19 protein-coding genes are annotated in these 19980 nt (G+C 42.4%); 9 read left to right on the top strand and 10 right to left on the bottom strand.

Annotation, left to right across the window (positions count from 1 at the left end):
- The first annotated feature begins 301 nt into the window (after nt 1-301).
- The 3 genes from ACA086_RS06265 to ACA086_RS06255 all read left to right on the top strand — a co-directional run bounded on the left by ACA086_RS06265 (nt 302) and on the right by ACA086_RS06255 (nt 2741).
- On the top strand, nt 302-1279 hold the full coding sequence (locus tag ACA086_RS06265; RefSeq protein WP_371002497.1) for a helix-turn-helix domain-containing protein: 978 nt from the start codon (nt 302-304) through the stop codon (nt 1277-1279).
- Nucleotides 1280-1536: 257 nt separating this feature from the next.
- On the top strand, nt 1537-2010 hold the full coding sequence (locus ACA086_RS06260; protein WP_371002496.1) for a hypothetical protein: 474 nt from the start codon (nt 1537-1539) through the stop codon (nt 2008-2010).
- Nucleotides 2011-2093: 83 nt separating this feature from the next.
- A complete protein-coding gene (locus ACA086_RS06255) occupies nt 2094-2741 on the top strand; it encodes an MOSC domain-containing protein (RefSeq protein ID WP_371002495.1) in 648 nt (215 codons plus the stop codon).
- Between the two features lie 28 nt (nt 2742-2769).
- Here ACA086_RS06255 and ACA086_RS06250 read toward each other — a convergent pair whose 3' ends face one another.
- On the bottom strand, nt 2770-3135 hold the full coding sequence (locus tag ACA086_RS06250; protein WP_371002494.1) for a hypothetical protein: 366 nt from the start codon (nt 3133-3135) through the stop codon (nt 2770-2772).
- Between the two features lie 210 nt (nt 3136-3345).
- Between ACA086_RS06250 and ACA086_RS06245 the strand changes: the two genes are divergently transcribed.
- Genes ACA086_RS06245 through ACA086_RS06235 form a run of 3 tightly spaced genes read left to right on the top strand, consistent with a single transcriptional unit; the run spans nt 3346 to nt 5128 of the window.
- Nucleotides 3346-4218, top strand: a complete 873-nt coding sequence (locus tag ACA086_RS06245) for an AraC family transcriptional regulator (RefSeq protein ID WP_371002493.1) — start codon at nt 3346-3348, stop codon at nt 4216-4218.
- Between the two features lie 3 nt (nt 4219-4221).
- Nucleotides 4222-4818, top strand: a complete 597-nt coding sequence (locus ACA086_RS06240; protein WP_371002492.1) for an alpha-ketoglutarate-dependent dioxygenase AlkB — start codon at nt 4222-4224, stop codon at nt 4816-4818.
- Between the two features lie 31 nt (nt 4819-4849).
- The gene (locus tag ACA086_RS06235) at nt 4850-5128 is read left to right on the top strand and encodes a TIGR03643 family protein (protein ID WP_371002491.1); all 279 of its coding nucleotides are present in this window, start codon (nt 4850-4852) and stop codon (nt 5126-5128) included.
- On the opposite strand, the gene ACA086_RS06230 is transcribed toward ACA086_RS06235, so the two are convergent.
- Nucleotides 5125-5898, bottom strand: coding sequence for a S1/P1 nuclease (locus ACA086_RS06230; protein WP_371002490.1), 774 nt, complete (start codon nt 5896-5898; stop codon nt 5125-5127). The two genes, ACA086_RS06235 and ACA086_RS06230, sit on opposite strands and share 4 nt — an antisense overlap.
- Nucleotides 5899-6097: 199 nt before the next feature.
- On the opposite strand from ACA086_RS06230, the gene ACA086_RS06225 reads away from it, so the two are divergent.
- From ACA086_RS06225 to ACA086_RS06215, 3 genes are all read left to right on the top strand, one after another.
- On the top strand, nt 6098-8332 hold the full coding sequence (locus tag ACA086_RS06225; RefSeq protein ID WP_371002489.1) for a DUF5916 domain-containing protein: 2235 nt from the start codon (nt 6098-6100) through the stop codon (nt 8330-8332).
- 74 nt (nt 8333-8406) lie between these two features.
- Nucleotides 8407-9669 carry a DUF819 domain-containing protein gene (locus ACA086_RS06220; RefSeq protein ID WP_371002488.1) on the top strand — a complete coding sequence of 421 codons (1263 nt, stop codon included), beginning with the start codon at nt 8407-8409 and terminating at the stop codon, nt 9667-9669.
- 43 nt (nt 9670-9712) lie between these two features.
- Entirely contained in the window at nt 9713-10417 is a 705-nt protein-coding gene (locus tag ACA086_RS06215; RefSeq protein ID WP_371002487.1) for a DUF4369 domain-containing protein, read from the top strand.
- A 6-nt stretch (nt 10418-10423) separates the two neighbouring features.
- On the opposite strand, the gene ACA086_RS06210 is transcribed toward ACA086_RS06215, so the two are convergent.
- From ACA086_RS06210 to ACA086_RS06175, 8 genes are all read right to left on the bottom strand, one after another.
- Nucleotides 10424-10693 (bottom strand): hypothetical protein, encoded by a 270-nt coding sequence (locus tag ACA086_RS06210; protein ID WP_371002486.1) that lies wholly within the window; start codon nt 10691-10693, stop codon nt 10424-10426.
- A gap of 65 nt (nt 10694-10758) precedes the next feature.
- A complete protein-coding gene (locus tag ACA086_RS06205; RefSeq protein WP_371002722.1) occupies nt 10759-11721 on the bottom strand; it encodes a type I phosphomannose isomerase catalytic subunit in 963 nt (320 codons plus the stop codon).
- 5 nt (nt 11722-11726) lie between these two features.
- Nucleotides 11727-12182, bottom strand: coding sequence for a peroxiredoxin (locus ACA086_RS06200; protein WP_371002485.1), 456 nt, complete (start codon nt 12180-12182; stop codon nt 11727-11729).
- Complete coding sequence (locus tag ACA086_RS06195) at nt 12183-12593, bottom strand: 6-pyruvoyl tetrahydropterin synthase family protein (RefSeq protein ID WP_371002484.1); 411 nt, start codon at nt 12591-12593, stop codon at nt 12183-12185.
- Nucleotides 12590-13123: an isopentenyl-diphosphate Delta-isomerase gene (idi, locus tag ACA086_RS06190; RefSeq protein WP_371002483.1), complete on the bottom strand. Its 534-nt coding sequence runs from the start codon at nt 13121-13123 to the stop codon at nt 12590-12592. The genes ACA086_RS06195 and idi overlap by 4 nt, the downstream gene beginning before the upstream one ends.
- 80 nt (nt 13124-13203) lie before the next feature.
- Entirely contained in the window at nt 13204-14172 is a 969-nt protein-coding gene (locus ACA086_RS06185; RefSeq protein ID WP_371002481.1) for a type IX secretion system membrane protein PorP/SprF, read from the bottom strand.
- Nucleotides 14173-14175: 3 nt separating this feature from the next.
- Nucleotides 14176-16191 (bottom strand): gliding motility-associated C-terminal domain-containing protein, encoded by a 2016-nt coding sequence (locus ACA086_RS06180; protein ID WP_371002721.1) that lies wholly within the window; start codon nt 16189-16191, stop codon nt 14176-14178.
- Nucleotides 16192-16212: 21 nt separating this feature from the next.
- Nucleotides 16213-19980: beta strand repeat-containing protein (locus tag ACA086_RS06175; RefSeq protein WP_371002479.1), on the bottom strand; the 3768-nt coding region annotated here is incomplete at its 5' end.

Here is a 19980-nt window from a genome sequence, read left to right as displayed (position 1 = left end):
TCCTTCACTATAAACGCCATATGTAGTTAACTACTTCACCGCATTTTCTGAAAATTCCTACTTATTTCATTGATTTTATTTCAACGAAACTTTTTATTTGTTGAATTCCTTTCTAAATTGAGGCCTTAAATTCCGGGCAGACCCATTGAACGCAATTATTGATATTAGTTACAACCTTCAATCCCTAATGGATGTCCTGGGTCTTATACAAGGAATCTCATTCGGCGTTCTGCTCCTGCTTTTAAATTACAGACATTTCAGAAATACGTATTTACTCGGTATATTTTTAATCCTGTTTTCATTGAAATTACTAGTGTTTATCCCTGCTGGGTTAAATATTGATAAGGAGCATCCTGAATTGTTCCTTTTACCCTTCGATTTTTCCTGGCTCCTTTTTCCCATCTTTTTTATCTACACCCAGAAGATATCAATATTCTCAGATCAGAAAGTAAAATACTGGGTGTTGTATCCGGGAATTATTTCCTTTGTTTTACAGGCTGTTATTTATTTCCTCCCCAATGATACTAAATTTGAGATAGCCCAGAGTTTTTGGCATGAATTGCTATTTACGATCCTGGGAATAATTTATTCATGGGGGATAGGAATTTGGAATTTACAGCTGATCAACCAGCACCGCCAGGAAGTTGAAAATACATTTTCGGATTTGGAAAACAAGGTGTTAGGTTGGGCACGGATCTTTCTGATTTACCTTCTAACTACTTCTGTTTTAGTGCATGTCCTATTTTATATATCTCCGGATAATTACTATTTCAAAATTATATTTTCCATTTTCGACCTGATTGCCATTTACTGGGTAAGTCTCAATGGGATCATTCAACAAAATGTCCTCTTACTTATTAGGGATAAAAAAGACGCCCCAGAAACCACTTTTTTAGAAAATAACTATGAGATGGCGGTAACGGATGATAATGACAATTTAAAAGCCGTCATGGTGAAGATCGACACATACATGCAGAATACCGAAGCGTTTTTAATGAGTGAACTCACTATTATTGACCTGGCAGATCAGTTGAAAATGCATCCAAAAAAAATTTCCGCAAGCATCAATACTATCTTTAAACAAAATTTTAATACGTACGTGAATTACCTTCGAATAAAGAAAGCGGAAGACCTGCTTTCAAAAAGATCTACCGATTATCTTAGTATCGAAGGGGTTGGAAAAGAAGTAGGGTTTCATAGTAAAAGTGCTTTTTACGCTGCTTTTAAACGGGTTACTGGTACTACCCCAAAAAATTACAAAGAGAGTATTTCTCATTAATATTTCCCTTCACTTCATTCTAAAAACCTGTTGGAAACCAAGCTGGCAGAAAGATAAATCCGGGTACTGATTCCTGATTTCGGACTAATAAATACGATATAACGCCTTATTTGTACGGATTTCCGAAATCCATACTCCTTCCCCGAGGTTTTGACTTGCTCCCGAGAAATATTTAACAAAACTTAGAGTTAGGAAAGTATTGAGAAAGGGTATAACTAGTACCCTATTTCTTAAAAACAGTTTCAATAAAAAGTACTATGACTACAAAAGAAAATCAAAAAGCTAAAATCCTCAAGTATGTTGCGATCAATGATGCCGGCAACTTCAATACGTGGAATCCTGCGCATATCGAGGAACTAAAACGAAAAGAATTTAGTACTGATCTCGGGCAGCGGGTTCTCTTTGAAAATGAATATCTTCGAATTTGGGAGGTAGTCTTATTACCAAAGGAACGCCTTCCATTTAGAAAAATCGAATTCGACTATTACTGGGTAGCGGGTTCAGAAGGGATGGTGATCTCAAGGTTTTCTGATGGCAAAATAGTATTGATGCATTTGGAAAAAGGAGATTCTGAATTTTTACTGCACGAGAATAATTACGGTATTTACGATATGGAAAATATTGGTGACGACATTCTCTTTTTCCAGCTTACCGAATTTAAAGGGGAAGAAATCTTCGTTAAAGAAAGAATTCAGGAAACGATCAAACGGAACTCCTTAGGCGACAATTGATTTATTCTTTTTCACTGTTTTATAATCAATATTATTTTCTTTGATGATTCTGTTGCTGCCTCATGGTTTCCTATCTTTAAGGTATGAATGTCATCTCGACCAATATCGGCACTCCTACCACTATACACTGGCAAGAAAGGGAAGAACAAACCGGGATCTTTAAACATCCCGTGGGGGGTCCCATTTGGCTGGAGACTTCTCAGGTTAGTAAGGATACTGTTTCAGATCGGAAGCATCACGGAGGGGTATATAAAGCCTGCTACCTCTTTTCTTCAGATAACTACAAGTATTGGAGAGAATTGTATCCGCAATTATCATGGAACTGGGGCATGTTTGGAGAAAATATCACCCTTGAGGGGATGTCAGAATCCGAACTCAACATTGGCTCTAAATACCAATTGGGAAATGCGATTGTACAGATCACCATTCCCAGGGAACCCTGCTATAAACTCGGAATACGTTTTAACGATCAAAAAATAATTGACCAGTTTATCGCCCATGGCCATCCCGGTACCTATGTCAGGGTCTTAAAAGAAGGAGGGGTGAAAAAAGGTGATACATTGTCCTTAATTGAGGAGGTAAGTAACTCGATCAGTATTGCCGATTTGTACGCTTTGCTCTATGCCAAAGAACCCAAACAGGAGATTCTCAACACAGCTCTCAGTTGTGAATACCTTCCTGAGCGAACACGTAAAAAATTATCCAGAAAACAAAAAAAGAGGCCTGTTTAGGCCCCTTCTTCGCTGAATTAAACTAAACTTACTTCACTACGTAATACTCAGCATACGTATCTTTCCCATCTTTAAGAACCACCTTATAGCTGTCTTTTTCAGCCTTTTCAAAGTTGAATGCTTTTTCAACAACCAACCTGGATTTTAAGGTTTCACTGTAAACGATCCTGTTTTCACTATCTACTACCCTTATCTGGATATCACTCATTTCCTTGTTGAAAAAGTTCAGGTATAATTTGTCGCCTGCTTTTCTGAAATAAGGTTCGCTCTTTTCTAAAGAGGATATGACTACGCCATTTCGCTCAGCTGATGTAGCAGGAGAAAAATTGTTAGCATAGGTACTGGACGTTGCCAATAACAAGGCAATTGCGGAAATACTTTTTAATGTTTTCATAATTTCTTTTTTTAGTTTACTAATTAATCTCACTGCAAACTTACCCCAGGAATATTCCGCTCACTACAGCACATTTTTCCATTATGTGTTCTATTTTAACCCTTGTTATCGTTAATAAATCGTTAAATGGTAATATTACACATATTTAAGTTAATTTTGCATAGTCTTTTGCAAGACCACGGACCTAACTTTGTTCGTATATAGATGACTATGATAAAGCAGAAACCTACTTTTGAAGCCATAGAACCCAATTTTGGTAATTCCTTTACTTACCAAAAATTTGACGAAGACAGGCTGAACAAGAATAACGTCTGGCACTACCACCCCGAGATAGAACTGGTCTACGTGAACGGCGGGGCAGGAAAGCGGCAGATTGGAAGTCATGTCTCATATTATACCAATGGAGATCTCATACTGATTGGAAGCAATCTTCCGCATTGTGGCCTAACCGATAAACTCACCGGTAACAAAAAAGAAACGGTTATCCAGATGAAACAGGATTTCCTGGGAAATGACTTTTTCAATATCCCGGAAATGAAGAAGATCCAGTCACTTTTCGACCTTGCGGCTGGGGGGATAGCATTTTCAGGTAAAACCAAACGAAAAATTGGGGAGAAGATGGAAGTACTGGAATATCAAACCGATTTCCAAAGGCTGCTATCCATTCTTAATATCCTCAATGAACTTGGAGGGTCACAGGATTACAAAGTGCTGAATGCAGCCGGATTTTCCCTTAAAACTGAGGTAAAGGACAATGACAGGATCAATGTAGTATTTAACCATGTGAAGCAAAATTTCAAGGAGGATATTTCCCTGGATGAAATAGCAGACTTGGTAAGCATGACAGTACCTTCCTTTTGCAGGTATTTCAAGAAAATCACCAATAAGACCTTTGTGCAGTTTGTCAATGAATGCCGACTCGTACATGCCTCCAAATTGCTGGCAGAACAACCTATGAGTATCACTGAAGTATGTTTTGAGAGTGGCTTTAATAACTTTTCCCACTTCAATAAGTCTTTTAAGGCATTTACAGGACAAAATCCCTCAGAATACAGGAATCAGTTGAAAAAAATCATGACCTAAAAGGTGAAGAAGAGAAGTCCTCTTAAAATAGACCTGCCCCAGAGTGATATTGTCTACTTCCGCAATTTCCTCTCCAAAGATCATGCTCTTCAACTTATGGAAAGCTTAGGTGCAACTGTAAAATGGCAGCAGGATGACATCCGTGTTTTTGGAAAGACCTATCCTCAACCCAGGTTAACTGCTCTTTACGGCAACAACGGCCAGCCTTATTCTTATTCCAACATCACCATGCATCCTTTGGAATTTACACAGGAACTAAAGGAATTAAAAGCCCAGATTGAACAACTGATTCCTCCGACCAGGTTCACCAGCTGCCTGCTTAATCTATACCGCAATGGGAAAGACAGTAATGGCTGGCATGCCGATAACGAACCCTCCCTGGGAAGGAACCCGGTGATTGCTTCTGTTTCACTTGGAGAAGAACGTGTATTTCACTTAAAACACAAGGACAAGCCAGAATTGAAGCATAAAATGATTCTCGAAAACGGCAGCCTCCTTATTATGAAAGGAAGAACTCAACATCACTGGCTTCATCAGCTTCCAAAAACCAGCAGGGATATCAGCGAACGTATCAACCTCACCTTCAGGGTAATAAAATAAGATCAGAATTTCCCCTTATCTTTGCCGGGCTATGAAAAAAGATTTTACAGTAAGAGAGCTAGACCGTATAATAGAAATGGCCTGGGAAGACCGTACCCCCTTTGAAGCGATAGAATTTCAATTTGGGATATCCGAACAGGATACCATTGAGATCATGAGACGGGAAATGAAGCCTAGTAGTTTCAGGATGTGGAGGAAACGGGTACAAGGACGATCCACCAAACATGCCAAACTCCGCTCTGATGATACTAATAGATTTAAGAGTAGTCGTCAGCGTAACATTTCCGGAAATAAAATAACAAAACGCTAGTCGAAGAGTTCGTTTAAGACCGCTGCAAGTCTTACTCCTCCTTTTAGTAATTGTTCTTCCACGGTTGCCCAATACAAATAGTTATATCTGTAGCCCAGGCTATCACCCGATTCAACGGTGGCATATATAGCATTGGCCAACTTATGCGATTCCTCTACCCAGGTAAAAACATCACCTTCCTGCATCATTTTTCGCTGTTTTTTTGAAAGATCCAGCAAGTTGTCGGCTAGTTCGGTGTAGCTCATACCAAAATTGTCGATCAAATCCGAGTCCCACACCCTATGCAGATTACTCTCATTTCCAAACCACTCCACTTTAATATCATTTCCTCCCCGGTTTTCAGCCCATCCCGCATGTAGAGGTTGATGAAGATCCCCTACAAAATGGACCAGCATCTTAAGGAAAAATGTCCTTTCTGCTTTTGGGGTTAGTTTATTTTTTAGCTTTTCAATACAAGTCTGTATAGCCATGACGATATCTCCTTCCTCACTTACAGCATCGTCGCCATACGATTTTCCGGCCGCATAATTCACATAGTGCCAGGGATAGTATTTTCGGTACAAGCTGTCTGATTTGATATCGTCTGCAAAGTTGGATACTGCCGCCAGAGAGCGGCCATTAAGAATCATTTGCACCTGCTTCCTCGCTTTCCTGCTGAGGTGTTTTTCGGCTACCTCCCCCACCACTCTATGGCCTGTCTTACCCCAGACAGGAGGATGAGCGTATGAAAAATGTGCAAATACAATTAAGACAAGTAATAATTTCTTCATGTAAACATTTTTTGTAAAAATAGAGAATGGGAATTAAAGGCAGTGTTAAATCTTGCTTTCTGAAGCCTCAAAATAAACGACTTGCTCAGAATATAAAAATCCCCAGAAACATTTTTCTCTTACCCCGAGATAACCCGCCAGATATTGTACATTTAATTTTGGGATTTCTTTAACGCTTAAAACTGTTAAATTTGCCAGAATGTTAAACACAACGGGCATAAATATTAGGAAGGTCTTCATGGCCTCCTTTTTGTTGTTAGGTATCCTGACGAGTCAGTCGCAGAATGATTTCAGCAACAAACAAAAGTCGTTTCAGGTAAAATATATAAATGATTTTATCAAACTTGATGGTATCCTTGACGAACCTATCTGGAGTGAAGCGGACAGCGCAAAAGATTTTTGGGAATACTTTCCTGTAGATTCCATCCTTGCCAGAGAGCAAACCGATATAAAAATGCTCTACGATGATAAGAATCTTTACATAGGGATTAAGGTATACACCAAAGGTAAAGACTATGCCATAGAGTCCCTGAAACGTGATTTCAGGGCCGGAAACAGCGACAATATAACCTTGCTTTTTGACACCTTCAATGACGGAAACAATGCCTTTCTGTTTGGGACAAATCCTTATGGGGTTAGGCGCGAAGGGCTGGTTTCAGGAGGTGGTCTTGATCTGAGAGGTTTTACCATTTCCTGGGATGTTAAGTGGAAGGGAGAATCTAAAATCTACGATAATTATTACACCTCGGAAATGGTTATTCCCCTAACCTCATTTAAATTCCGAGAAGGGGAAAGAAAATGGCGTTTTAATAGCTATCGATTTGACACCCAGAGCAATGAAAATAGTACCTGGGTGCGCATTCCACAGAATCAGAACATCTTCGGTCTTACCTTTATGGGGGATATGATTTTTGAAAAACCCCTGGGTAAATCCAGAACACCTTTTGCCATAATCCCATACATCAACTACCTGAATGCCCGGGATTTTGAAAACCAATCCTCTATAAATAATTTTAAAGTTGGTGGTGATGCCAAGGTATCCATAGGGAATAGCCTGAATCTCGATGTCACGATTAATCCCGATTTTTCTCAGGTAGAGGTAGATAATCAGATAACCAACCTGACGCGTTTTGAAATAGGCCTTCCCGAAAGACGACAATTTTTTATCGACAACATTGACCTCTTTGCAGACTTTGGTGACTCCCGGGATAGCAACCCCTTTTTTTCCAGACGTATTGGTATTGCCCGGGACACAGCTGATAACACCATTGAAAATAGCATCATAGGGGGGGTACGGCTCAGCGGTAAATTGAACAAACGACTGCGAATTGGTTTCCTCAACCTTCAAACTGAGGCTGATGAGTCCAACGAAATTGCCTCGAACAATAATATGATGCTGGCAATTCAGCAGCAGGTATTCTCACGTTCTAACATTGGCTTATTCTTTATTAATCGTCAGGCTACAAAAGACTACGACTTTCTGGCCGAAGAAGATCGGTTTAACCGGGTTGTGGGAGTTGACTACAACCTGATATCAGAAGATAATTTATGGAGCGGAAGATTATTTCTCCACAAATCCTTTGAGCCGGAGGGGAGAGATGAAGATTTTTCCTCAGGAATGCAGTTGGAATATAACTCCCGCTTCTGGAACTTTTTTAGTAAAGCTGTTTTTGTTGGGGAAGATTATCAATCTGATCTCGGCTTTATTCGTCGCACTGATATTTTCAAGAGTATATTAAGCATGCGAAGGATCTTCTGGCCTAAGGAGGGTATTATTCAAACCCACAGTATAAGATTCTTTCCGAATTTTATCTGGAGTCCGACCCGAGATTTTCAGAACACAGATTATACTACCCGGCTTGACTGGGAGGTAAGGTTTAACGATTTATCTGAAGTACAAGCATCATTTTCGCATCAGTATACTTATTTATTAGACGAATTTGACCCAACCCGAAGTGATGACGCCTTGGCGCTGCCAGGCGAGCAGGGTTACTACTACAATTCTGTCAATTTTCGATACCGATCAGACAGGCGACGTATTCTTTCATATTCAATAGAACCTACCATCGGACGGTTTTTCAATGGGGATCGTTTTTCGTTGGAAGGAGGGTTGAATCTTCGATTGCAGCCAAAAGCGATCGTCTCCATGAATTTTCGATATGACCAGATACAGTTACCGGAACCTTACGGTAGTGCGAATATCTGGCTGATAAGTCCAAGGTTTGATCTTACCTTTAGCAAATCGATCTTCTGGTCGACCTTAATTCAGTACAGCAACCAGCGTGATAATCTGGGTATCAATTCGAGATTACAATGGCGTTTTGCTCCACTATCAGACCTTTTCCTTGTATACAACGACAACTATTTTGTCAATTCTTTTATGCCAAAATTGAGGTCCATTAATCTCAAGTTAACCTATTGGTTAAATATATAGGTGAGGTTTGTTGTAGTTGAGCTGCCTTTGGTAATTTAACTATATTTGGCTGCAAAACGTCTAGCAAACCACTAATGAATCAACTACCCTTTACCGATGATACCGTTATCCTGGGCCTGCTTTGCCTTTGCCTGGGATTTGTTTTTTACACTTCATCATTCAAATCCGGTTTTTGGTATAAATTTTACAGAGTGGTACCCACCCTGTTGATGTGTTATATGCTGCCGGCAGTTTTGACAAGCTTCGGACTGATTTCGGAAGAGTCTTCCAACCTGTATTATATTGCAAGCCGGTACTTGCTTCCGGCCGCTCTGATACTTATGACCCTCAGTATAGATCTCAAAGCCATTATGAATCTGGGTTCGAAGGCACTGATCATGTTTTTTACCGGGACAATTGGTATAGTGATAGGCGGGCCGATTGCTATTCTTATCGTCTCCATCTTCTCCCCGGAAACTGTGGGTGGAGCAGGTTTTGATGCCGTATGGCGTGGTCTGGCAACGATTGCGGGAAGCTGGATTGGCGGTGGTGCCAACCAGGCTGCCATGCTGGAAGTCTTTCAGTTTAACCCGGCTAATTTCGGAGGGATGATCCTTATCGATATCGTGGTAGCAAATATCTGGATGGCTATAATCCTGTTGGGAGTAGGCAAAACTGAACGCATAGACCGATGGTTAAAAGCAGATACGAGCTCTATAGATAATCTCAGAGCCAAGGTGACGGCATACACCGCTAAAATTGCAAGAATTCCAACATTAAAAGACTATATAATTCTCACCAGTCTGGCCTTTACGGGTGTGGGAATTGCTCATTTTCTGGGGTTTCATTTTACAGATTTTCTTCAATCTAACTTTGAGATTATCCGCAATAAAGAAAAAGCCCTCTCATCACTGGGGTCGGAGTTCCTTTGGATGGTTGTTTTCGCTACCACCGTGGGTATTCTGTTGTCTTTTACCAAAGCTAAACTTTATGAAGGAGCCGGCGCCAGTAAAATAGGCGGCCTGTTTATTTATATTCTGGTCGCTACCATAGGAATGAAAATGGACCTTGGCAAAGTACTTGAAAATCCCGGCCTTATACTTATAGGCCTTATTTGGATCTCTATACATGCCGGCTTGCTGATCCTGGTTGCAAAACTCATCAAAGCACCTTTTTTCTTCCTTGCCGTTGGGAGTCAGGCCAATGTTGGGGGAGCCGCTTCTGCCCCGGTGGTTGCAGCAGAATTTCATCCTTCTCTTACCTCTGTAGGGATTCTTCTGGCCGTACTTGGATATGTAGTAGGTACTGCCGGCGCCTATATTTGCGGCCTGTTGATGGAAGTTGCTTCCAAAGTTTAGATTTCCATAAAGATTGCGGATATTAGCACCAAAATAAAAAGGCATGAAATACCTCTACTTTTTCCTGATTTTGGGACTTCTAATAATTTCCTGCGGTAGTCCCCATGCGAATAAGATGGAAGTTTCTGGCACGGTAAAAGGGCTCAAGAAAGGTACGCTCTACCTCCAAAAAGTGGAAGATTCCGTGTTAGCAACCCTTGATTCCCTGGAAATGAGGGGGAATGGCGACTTTACTTTTGAAACTACCCTGGAGAGTCCGGAGATTTATTATCTCTATCTCCAAAAAGCTGATAATAACGATATCAACGACAGGATCACCTTTTTTGGAGAACCCGGAAAAATCACAATTAATACTATTTGGAACGCTTTTGATTCCAAAGCTGTGATTGAGGGCTCAGAAACCCAGAAGAAGTTAGAGGAATACCAGGAAGTTATGAGTCGGTTTAACGCTGAAAGTCTGGGACAGATGCAGGCTGCCAGCGACTCCACTTTTTTTAATGATCCCGTAGCCCTGGATTCACTTCAAAAAGCTAATGAAAGGAATTTAAAGCGTAGTTATCTGTACGCTATCAATTATGCAATGAGCAATTCAAATTCTCACATTGCTCCTTTTATTGCACTATCGGAAGTTGCCGATGCCAATGTAAAGTATTTGGATTCATTGTATATCTCCCTTAGTCCGGAAGTGGCTCAGGGCAAATACGGAAAGGCATTAAAATCTCACCTGGAAAGCAGGAAAACAGAATAAGCTCCCTTATCCCAGTTTATTAAGTTTCTTGACAAGATCGGTTGCTTCCTTTTCCAATTCCTGACGTACCGCTTTCAGATGTGCTTTCCTGTTCTCCACATCTTTCTGGTTTACTTTAGCGATCAGGTCATCAAATGTAGCTATTGCCTTGTCAATGATCTCGCTCCCTTCTTTGGAACCGGTACTATTGTTCGATTCCTCCAGGATATAAACTGCTTCTATGATATCTCCAAGGACGTAGTTGATGTCTTTCTTTAAATCGCGAATATTTGCCATTTGAAATTATTTTATGCAAAAATAACCTTTAGAGCGCGTCCTTCAACAAAAAAGCTCCTTTTCTTTTAAAGGGTCACCTCCAGAAGTTTACACCCGGAAGTCTGTATTTGGATGGTTTCGGAGTTCGCAGGAAGAAGAATTGTCTCACCTCTTTTGATAGTAACTGATCCTGCCTCGTTAGAAATCTCCGCTTTCCCTTCCACGCACATGTAAATGGTAAAGGAATCCCTGCTGCCGACCTCCTGTTTCATATCTGTTGTAAGCTGAAGGAAATTGGTTTTGAAGTAAGGACAGGACACCATGGGATTTACCTTATCGATAGCTCTGTCGTAACTCACCTTAAAATCACTCTTTTGCTCAAAATCTATGGCATCCAGGGCGAGATCAGTATGTAATTCCCTCAGATTTCCCTCCTTATCCCGGCGGTCGAAGTCGTACACCCTATAGGTAATATCCGAAGTTTGCTGAATTTCAGCCAGAAGCACCCCGGCTCCAATGGCATGGATCTTCCCTGTATTGATGAAAAAAGTATCCCCTGCTGTAACCTTTTCATAATTCATATACTCCAGGAGGGTCTTTTTCTCAAGACTTTCAACATATTTTTCCCTGGTCATGGGCTGATTAAAGCCAACGATCAGGTTGGCGTCCTTATCGGCGTCCATGACATACCACATCTCGGTCTTGCCAAAAGAATTGTGTCTTGATTTGGCCAGTTCATCGTGGGGATGTAATTGGATGGACAGATCCTGTTTTGCATCTATAAACTTGATCAGAATAGGAAATTCCTTTCCAAAACGTTCAATAACTGATTTTCCGAGTAAATCGGGACCCCAGTGCTCAATCAGGGCGTTGAGGGAGCTTCCTTTGTATTCTCCATTAGCCACTTCAGAGACATCGCCCTGTACTCCTGAAAGTTCCCAGCTTTCACCTGTAATATCACTTCTACTTGGTTTGTTGAGCTGTTCTGAGAGTTTAGTTCCACCCCATAATCTTTCCTTTAAGATGGGTTGAAATTTTAAGGGATATATCTTTGTCATGCGATCGATTTTAATGCTTTTAACGCCTTCTTCATATGCCCGGAGGCACCTATGTTGTTAAAGGACATTATGACACGTCCTTCTTTGTCTACAACGTAAGTTTCCCTACCTGGCAGCAGATTGAACATTGCCTTTTCTACCTTAAAAAGTCGGCGAACTTTGTTCTTTGTATCTGCAAGAAGTATAAAAGGTAGTTTATAGGTTGCGGCAAATTTACGATGGGAAGATTCAGAATCGGCACTGATCCCGATTACTTCCGCTCCCCTGTCGGTAAATTCCTCATAACTGTCTCTGAATGAACAGGCTTCTTTGGTACATCCGGGGGTGTAATCCTTTGGATAGAAAAATATCACCAGGGGTTTCTTTCCTATATAGTCATTGCTGTTAAAGGTCTTTCCATGCTGATCTTTCAGGGAAAACTCAGGGATAATTTTACCAACTTCAAGGCCCATTTACTCGCCTGTGTATGTTACAAAATTCCTTGGAGTTTCGTATAGAACTACTTCAAGAGTATCAGAATCTTTGATGTGCGGCCTGAGTTTGTTCCATATGACAACAGCTATATTCTCTGCTGTAGGATTGAGTTCTTTAAACTCTGGCACCTCCAGATTCAGATTTTTATGGTCGAAGGCATCTTCTACTTCAGCCTTGATCAGGTCTTTCAGGATCTTTACATCAATCACAAATCCCGTTACAGGATCGATCTCCCCTGTTACACTAACGATAAGTTCGTAGTTGTGACCATGAAAATTAGGATTATTACATTTCCCGAAAACTTCGTTATTTCTGTCATCAGTCCATTGTGGCCTGTATAATCTGTGAGCAGCATTGAAATGTGCTTTCCGACTTACTTTTACTTTCATTTCTGAAGGGTATTTTTAATAAGATGGTCATAAAATCTCTCAAAGATAATTTTAAACCAGGCGGTGTAGGATTCCGGCGAGGCCTGTATATCGTTGCGGATAGCATCTGGCGTCATCCATTTCCAGGCTTCAACTTCTTCGGGATTGATCTCTGGATCCCCCTCGTAGTAACCCACCATTACGTGGTCGAGCTCGTGTTCGGTAAGTCCGTTGTCGAAGGGGGCCTTATAGATAAAGCTAAATAGTTCTTTGAGTTCGGTTTGGAAACCCATTTCTTCCTGAAGTCGTCTTTTACCTGCCTGCAGATTAGTTTCGCCCAATCGCTGGTGACTACAGCAGGTATTGGTCCAGAGTAAAGGAGAGTGATACTTTTTTGCCGCCCTTTGCTGCAGCATGGTCTCCCCTTTTGAATTCATGACAAAAACAGAAAACGCCCTGTGCAGGACGGCTTTTTCATGGGCTTCCATCTTTGGCATGGTCCCAATCTCTTCATCTTTCTGGTTAACCAGGATTACTCTTTCTTCTTCCACTGCGTAAAAATAACACCTTTCCCCTGGTTAATTGGTTAAGTGTATCTTAAATCTTATAGCAGAACCGAGGCCAAAATACTTTAGAAGAATCGGGGAGATTTCAGGTTATCTTTTACTTTAATAAAGTCGTACCTGAGAATCACTTCAAAGGAACCGTCATTAAAGCGGGCTGTGCCCAGTTCGGTAATTTCTCTGTCATAGGCAATACCGATGAGGAATTCCGGGGACAATTGAAAACCGGCCATAGCACTAACCGCAGCATCCCATCGATATGCTGCACCCATAATGAATTTATCATTATACATAAAATTTACAGAACCGTCTACCTGCAGTGGGGCACCTTGAACGACCTTGGCCAGGATTGTTGGTTTAAATTTCCAGAGCGGATTCATTTGGAAAACGTAGCCGGTAATTAGGTATAAATTTATCTGTTCTGCAGCAGTAGAAAGGGAAGATTCGTCAAAATGAGAGGTCTCCAGAAAGCGTGGAGCCGATAACCCCAGATAGTATTTATCGGTATGGTAATAGACTCCGGCTCCTATATTGGGAGAAAGTTTGTTCTGGATATCCTGCTGCAAGGTGGGATCTGGTCCGCCCGGATTGGTGTAATCCTGATTCAATTCTGAAAAACGGATATCGAGCAAATGCACACTTCCTTTAAGTCCGAAACTCAGCCTTTTTTCTGCGGCCAGTTGAATGGTATATGAAAAGTCAAGATCAAAGTAGGTTTCCGAAGTGGGGCCTATCTGATCATTGACAATTGACAATCCCATACCTACGCCACGATATCCAACAGGAGTATGAAAATTGAAGGTTTGTGTTTTGGGAGCACCTTCAAGTCCTACCCATTGTGCCCGATACAGGGCTGCAACACTCAATTGGCCTCTGGAACCAGCATAACCGGGGTTAACACTAACAGTATTGTACATATACTGGGTGTATTGCGCATCCTGTTGGGCACTTAGGTTGGTGAGTGTGCATAGCAGAAAAAGTAATACCCCCTTTTGCAGAGTACTAATGAATTTTATGTAGGTAAGTGAAGGTCTCATGGTTTATCGGTTAAGGTAGATATAGCCGGTCAATGATTTCATTGCCCCGGTATTATCCTCAAAATCGAGGATGTAGAAATAGGTTCCCACAGGGAGTTTATTCTCCTTGTCGATGGTTACCCTGCCTTCGGAGGTACCGTCAAAGACGTTCCCCTGAGTGTCATATGCCTTGGTTACGTAGACCTGAACTCCCCATCTGTTGTATATTCTGATAGTGTTATTAGGATAATCTTCCAGTCCCCTGATTGCCAGTACATCATGGATGCCATCCCCGTTAGGGGTGACTACATTAAATACTTCTATATCGGCTTCAATAGCATTAGGTTCGAGGTAGTCAGGAGTACCATTATTATTAGCATCATCATTGGCATAATTCCCGTCACCATTGTTGTCCTCATCAACCGTAGGTATACGATCATTGTCATCATCTGTATCCCTGTAATCTGATTCTTCATCACCATCATTATTAGGCAGATCCCTGAAAGGAATATCTATTTCATCGTTTACATCCGTATCAATAGAAGAGCTACCTTCATACCCGTCATCAAGTCCGTCGTTATCCTTATCGGAACCGATAAAAGTAACATCCGGAATACCGTCTTGGTCGTGGTCATGGGCTTCAATATTATCAGGAACACCATCATCATCACTATCATCATCAACATAATCCGGCAGGCCGTCACCGTCGGTATCAATTGGGATTAAACCAAGACCGCCTCCATTTTCGTAGGCATCATCAAGGCCATTGTCGTTATCGTCCTGTCCGCTTGGGGGAATGTACCCATCTGTGGTTTGTGCTTCCACATTATCCGGAATTCCATCGTCATCACTATCGATATCGAGATAGTCCGGAATACCGTCTCCATCAGTATCTGTCGGATTTGTAAAAGGATCATTATCTCCGTCTAGATTGAGGTCTTCAAAGGCATCAACAATTCCATCATCATCAGAATCGAGATCCACGTCGGGTTCGTTGATATAAACATAGATAGTGGCCGAATCACAATTCCCCGACATATCACAAACGGTGTAAATAAAATCATCGGCACCCAAAAAGCCAGGATTTGGAACATAGGTAAATATATCATCCGTTGGGTCATTTGGAGTACCATTATCATCCCTGGTAAGGGTACCATTGGATGGATTGGTAGATGAGATCGTTCCGGTAGCAGGCAGGTCATTGTCATTCATGGTCCAGATGTCGATATCCACTGGTGTATCAAGAATGGTTGCCACTGCGTCGTCTTCGGTATCAATGTACGGTGTAACGTCTATAGTTACAGTTGCCGTACTACAGTCACCAAAGGAATTACAAACCGTATAGGTAAATGAATCCGGGCCGTTGTAGTCTATAATCGGCGTGTATTGTACAATGTCGTCTGAAGGATCATTAGGAGTACCATTATCATCGATCACCAGAGTACCATTGGCGGGATCGGTTGTTGTAAGTGTTCCGGTAGAAGGTAAACCGCTGTCATTGTCATAAATTGGAATCAGGGTTGAAGTATCCTCCACAAGTGAAATAAAATCGTCAACCAAAGTAGCTGCCTGTTGCAGACAAACTACGGTAAATGATGGTAAATCCATTGAATTTCCCACTTTGGTCAGAGTTGCAGTATATCTTGTAACCGTGGGAGTTGAAGTTACCACCGGCCTGAGCTGATCCCCGCTAACCGCAGGAGTCCAGCTAACCGTAGCACTACCCGAAACATTGGCTGATATGTCGAGAGTAACTTGATTATCAGGGGCTTCACAATCTGTTAAAATAAAATATCCGGTAGCATTAGACCCACATAAAGTCCCATCGTAGGTAGCGTAATAAATTCCGGGGATTGAGGTTTCATAGAAAAAATCTGTTGATAAGACAGTGGTCGGATCTGAAGCTTCATACCACCGAAAATTAGTTTCATCCCCGCTATTAGGCGCCTGTAATAAAAACTGGGCGTTAGATGCGAGAATCCCCAGCAATATAAAAATACTGCTGAGGATGAATACTCTATTTTTGGTTATGGTCTTCAACACCCTATTGTATTGGTTATGTTATTTTACTACGAATACGACATTAATTAGTGAATTGTAGTCTGTGGGCTGACCTATGATCTCGTAACTAAGGACACCATTGGCGTCAATTGACATGGTAGCTGTGTTGAATACTGTTGGATCTGCATAAGTAACGTAATAATACAATTCGGTAGCTCCGTATGTCGGTACTGCTGCAGGCGCTCCTGCACTGGCCACAGTTGGGGTTCCAAATTGTGCAGTATACTGGGCATACAGGTCGATTGAGAAGCTGCCATTGGTAGAGGCATCCACTGCAATTGACGGAGGATAAAAGATCCTGGCAGCTTTTGAGGTGATAGGGGCTATTGCATTGATTACCTCCTGGACGTTGGTTTCATTTGTAGGGGAACCTACGCCCCCTTCATCTACGTCAATCGGAGTTCTCAAAGGAACTTCATCGTCATACTGATCATCTGTGCTTGCTGCGGCTACCTCATCGATAGCTGCCTGCACATCTACTGCGGTAAGTCCGGATGTTGTATTGTCATAGGTCACCTCAGCGGCGGTCTGGTCATCTGTTCCCGAATCATCCAGAGCCGAAAGGTCAACGGTGGTTGATGTACCATTCTCAATATCGATCTGAAGGATGTTGGCTCCACTAAGGGTGGCACCCGTTAAGTTCTGATCATCTGTTCCCACAAGGGAGGACAAGTCTATGACTTCTGATGTACCATTTTCGATACCGATAGTCAGGTTGGTTCCAGCCAGTCCTGATCCGGAGATATTCTGATCGTCTGTACTTCCTGCGGCCAGTTCAGCAAGGGCGCCTTCTACTTCTGTAGAAGTGAAGTTTCCACCTGCATCGGTGATGTTTACTTCGCTGGCGATCTGATCGTCTGTACCTACCAGGGCAGAGAGATCGACTGTTTCGTTGGTTCCATTCTCAATACCTATAGTCAGGATATTTCCTGCAAGGCCGGATCCACTAATATTTTGATCATCTGTTCCTAAAAGGGCAGAGAGATCAACTGTTTCATTGGTTCCGTTCTCAATACCTATGGTCAGGATGTTACCTGCAAGGCCAGATCCACTGATGTTCTGATCGTCTGTACTTCCGGCGGCCAGTTCAGCAAGGGCGCCTTCCACTTCTGTAGAAGTAAAGTTTCCACCTGCATCTGTGATATTTACTTCGCTGGCGATCTGATCGTCTGTACCTACCAGGGCAGAGAGATCCACTGTTTCGTTGGTTCCATTCTCAATACCTATGGTCAGAATGTTTCCAGCAAGGCCAGATCCACTAATATTTTGATCATCTGTTCCCACTAGAGAAGAAAGATCGACTACTTCAGAAGTACCATTTTCGATACCGATAGTCAGGTTGGTTCCTGCAAGGCCAGATCCGGAGATATTCTGATCGTCTGTACTTCCTGCGGCCAGTTCAGCCAGGGCACCTTCTACTTCCGTGGAGGTGAAGTTTCCGCCTGCATCGGTGATATTTACTTCACTGGCAGTCTGGTCATCTGTTCCTGAATCATCCAAAGAGGAAAGGTCAACAGTGGTTGATGCTCCATTCTCAATATCGATCTGAAGGACGTTGGCTCCACTGAGAGTGGCACCCGTTAAGTTCTGATCATCCGAACTTCCTGCGGCTAGTTCTGCCAGGGCTCCTTCCACTTCTGTAGAAGTAAAGTTTCCGCCTGCGTCAGTGATATTTATTTCACTGGCAATCTGGTCATCTGTACCTACAAGGGCAGAGAGATCAACTGTTTCGTTGGTTCCATTTTCTATACCTATGGTCAGGATGTTGCCTGCAAGGCCAGATCCACTAATATTTTGATCATCTGTTCCTACAAGGGATGAAAGATCAACTACCTCAGAAGTACCATTTTCGATACCAATAGTCAGGTTAGTACCGGCCAGTCCGGAACCGGAGATATTCTGATCGTCTGTACTCCCTGCGGCCACTTCATCGATAGCGGCTTGAACGTCTACAGCGGTTAGTCCGGAAGTTGTATTGTCATAGGTCACCTCAGCGGCGGTCTGGTCATCTGTTCCTGAATTATCCAAAGAGGAAAGGTCAACAGTAGTAGATGTACCATTCTCAATATCGATCTGAAGTACGTTGGCTCCATTGAGAGTGGCACCCGTTAAGTTCTGATCATCCGAACTTCCAGCGGCGAGTTCTGCCAGGGCTCCTTCCACTTCTGTAGAAGTAAAGTTTCCGCCTGCATCGGTGATGTTTACTTCATTTGCAATCTGATCGTCCGTTCCTACAAGGGCAGAGAGATCAACTGTTTCATTGGTTCCGTTTTCAATTCCAATAGTAAGGATGTTGCCTGCAAGGCCAGATCCACTGATATTCTGATCATCCGTACTTCCTGCGGCCACCTCATCTATAGCAGCCTGCACATCTACAGCCGTAAGTCCGGAGGTTGTATTGTCATAAGTCACTTCAGCAGCGGTTTGATCATCTGTTCCTGAATCATCCAGAGAAGAAAGGTCAACAGTAGTTGATGTTCCATTCTCAATATCGATCTGAAGTACATTGGCACCACTTAAAGAAGCACCTGTTAAGTTCTGATCATCTGTACCTACAAGGGCAGAGAGATCAACTGTTTCGTTGGTTCCGTTTTCAATACCTATGGTCAGAATGTTGCCTGCAAGACCAGATCCACTAATATTCTGATCGTCTGTGCTGCCTGCGGCCAGTTCAGCCAGGGCGCCTTCTACTTCCGTAGAGGTAAAGTTTCCACCAGCATCTGTAATGTTTACTTCATTGGCAATCTGATCGTCTGTACCTACAAGGGCAGAGAGATCAACTGTTTCGTTAGTTCCGTTTTCAATACCTATGGTCAGAATGTTGCCTGCAAGGCCAGATCCACTGATATTCTGATCATCCGTACTTCCTGCGGCCACCTCATCTATAGCAGCCTGTACATCTACAGCCGTAAGTCCTGATGTTGTATTGTCATAAGTCACTTCAGCAGCGGTTTGATCATCTGTTCCTGAATTATCCAAAGAGGAAAGGTCAACAGTAGTAGATGTGCCATTCTCAATATCGATCTGAAGTATGTTGGCTCCACTGAGAGTGGCACCCGTTAAGTTCTGATCATCTGTACCTACAAGAGCAGAGAGATCTACTGTTTCATTCGTTCCATTTTCAATACCAATGGTCAGGATGTTACCTGCAAGGCCGGATCCACTGATGTTCTGATCATCCGTACTTCCTGCGGCCAGTTCAGCCAGGGCACCTTCTACTTCCGTAGAGGTAAAGTTTCCGCCTGCATCGGTGATATTAACTTCACTGGCAATCTGATCGTCTGTACCAACAAGGGCAGAGAGATCTACTGTTTCATTGGTTCCGTTCTCAATACCTATGGTCAGGATGTTACCTGCAAGGCCAGATCCACTGATGTTCTGATCGTCTGTACTTCCTGCGGCTAGTTCAGCAAGGGCACCTTCTACTTCTGTAGAAGTAAAGTTTCCGCCTGCGTCAGTGATATTTACTTCACTGGCGATCTGATCGTCGGTTCCTACAAGGGCAGAGAGATCGACAGTTTCGTTCGTTCCATTTTCTATACCTATGGTCAGGATGTTACCTGCTAATCCTGATCCACTGATGTTCTGATCGTCTGTGCTTCCTGCAGCAACTTCATCGATAGCTGCCTGTACATCAACGGCAGTTAGGCCGGATGTTGTATTGTCATAAGTCACTTCGGTTGCGGTCTGATCATCAGTTCCCACTAAAGAAGATAGATCAACTACCTCTGAAGCTCCGTTTTCGATCCCAATGGTCAGGTTTGTTCC

The sequence above is a fragment of the Muriicola sp. E247 genome (assembly GCF_041358175.1).
GTDB lineage: Bacteria > Bacteroidota > Bacteroidia > Flavobacteriales > Flavobacteriaceae > Muriicola.
The sequence above is the reverse complement of the archived record's forward strand: the minus strand, read 5'-3'. Positions and strand labels throughout refer to the sequence as shown.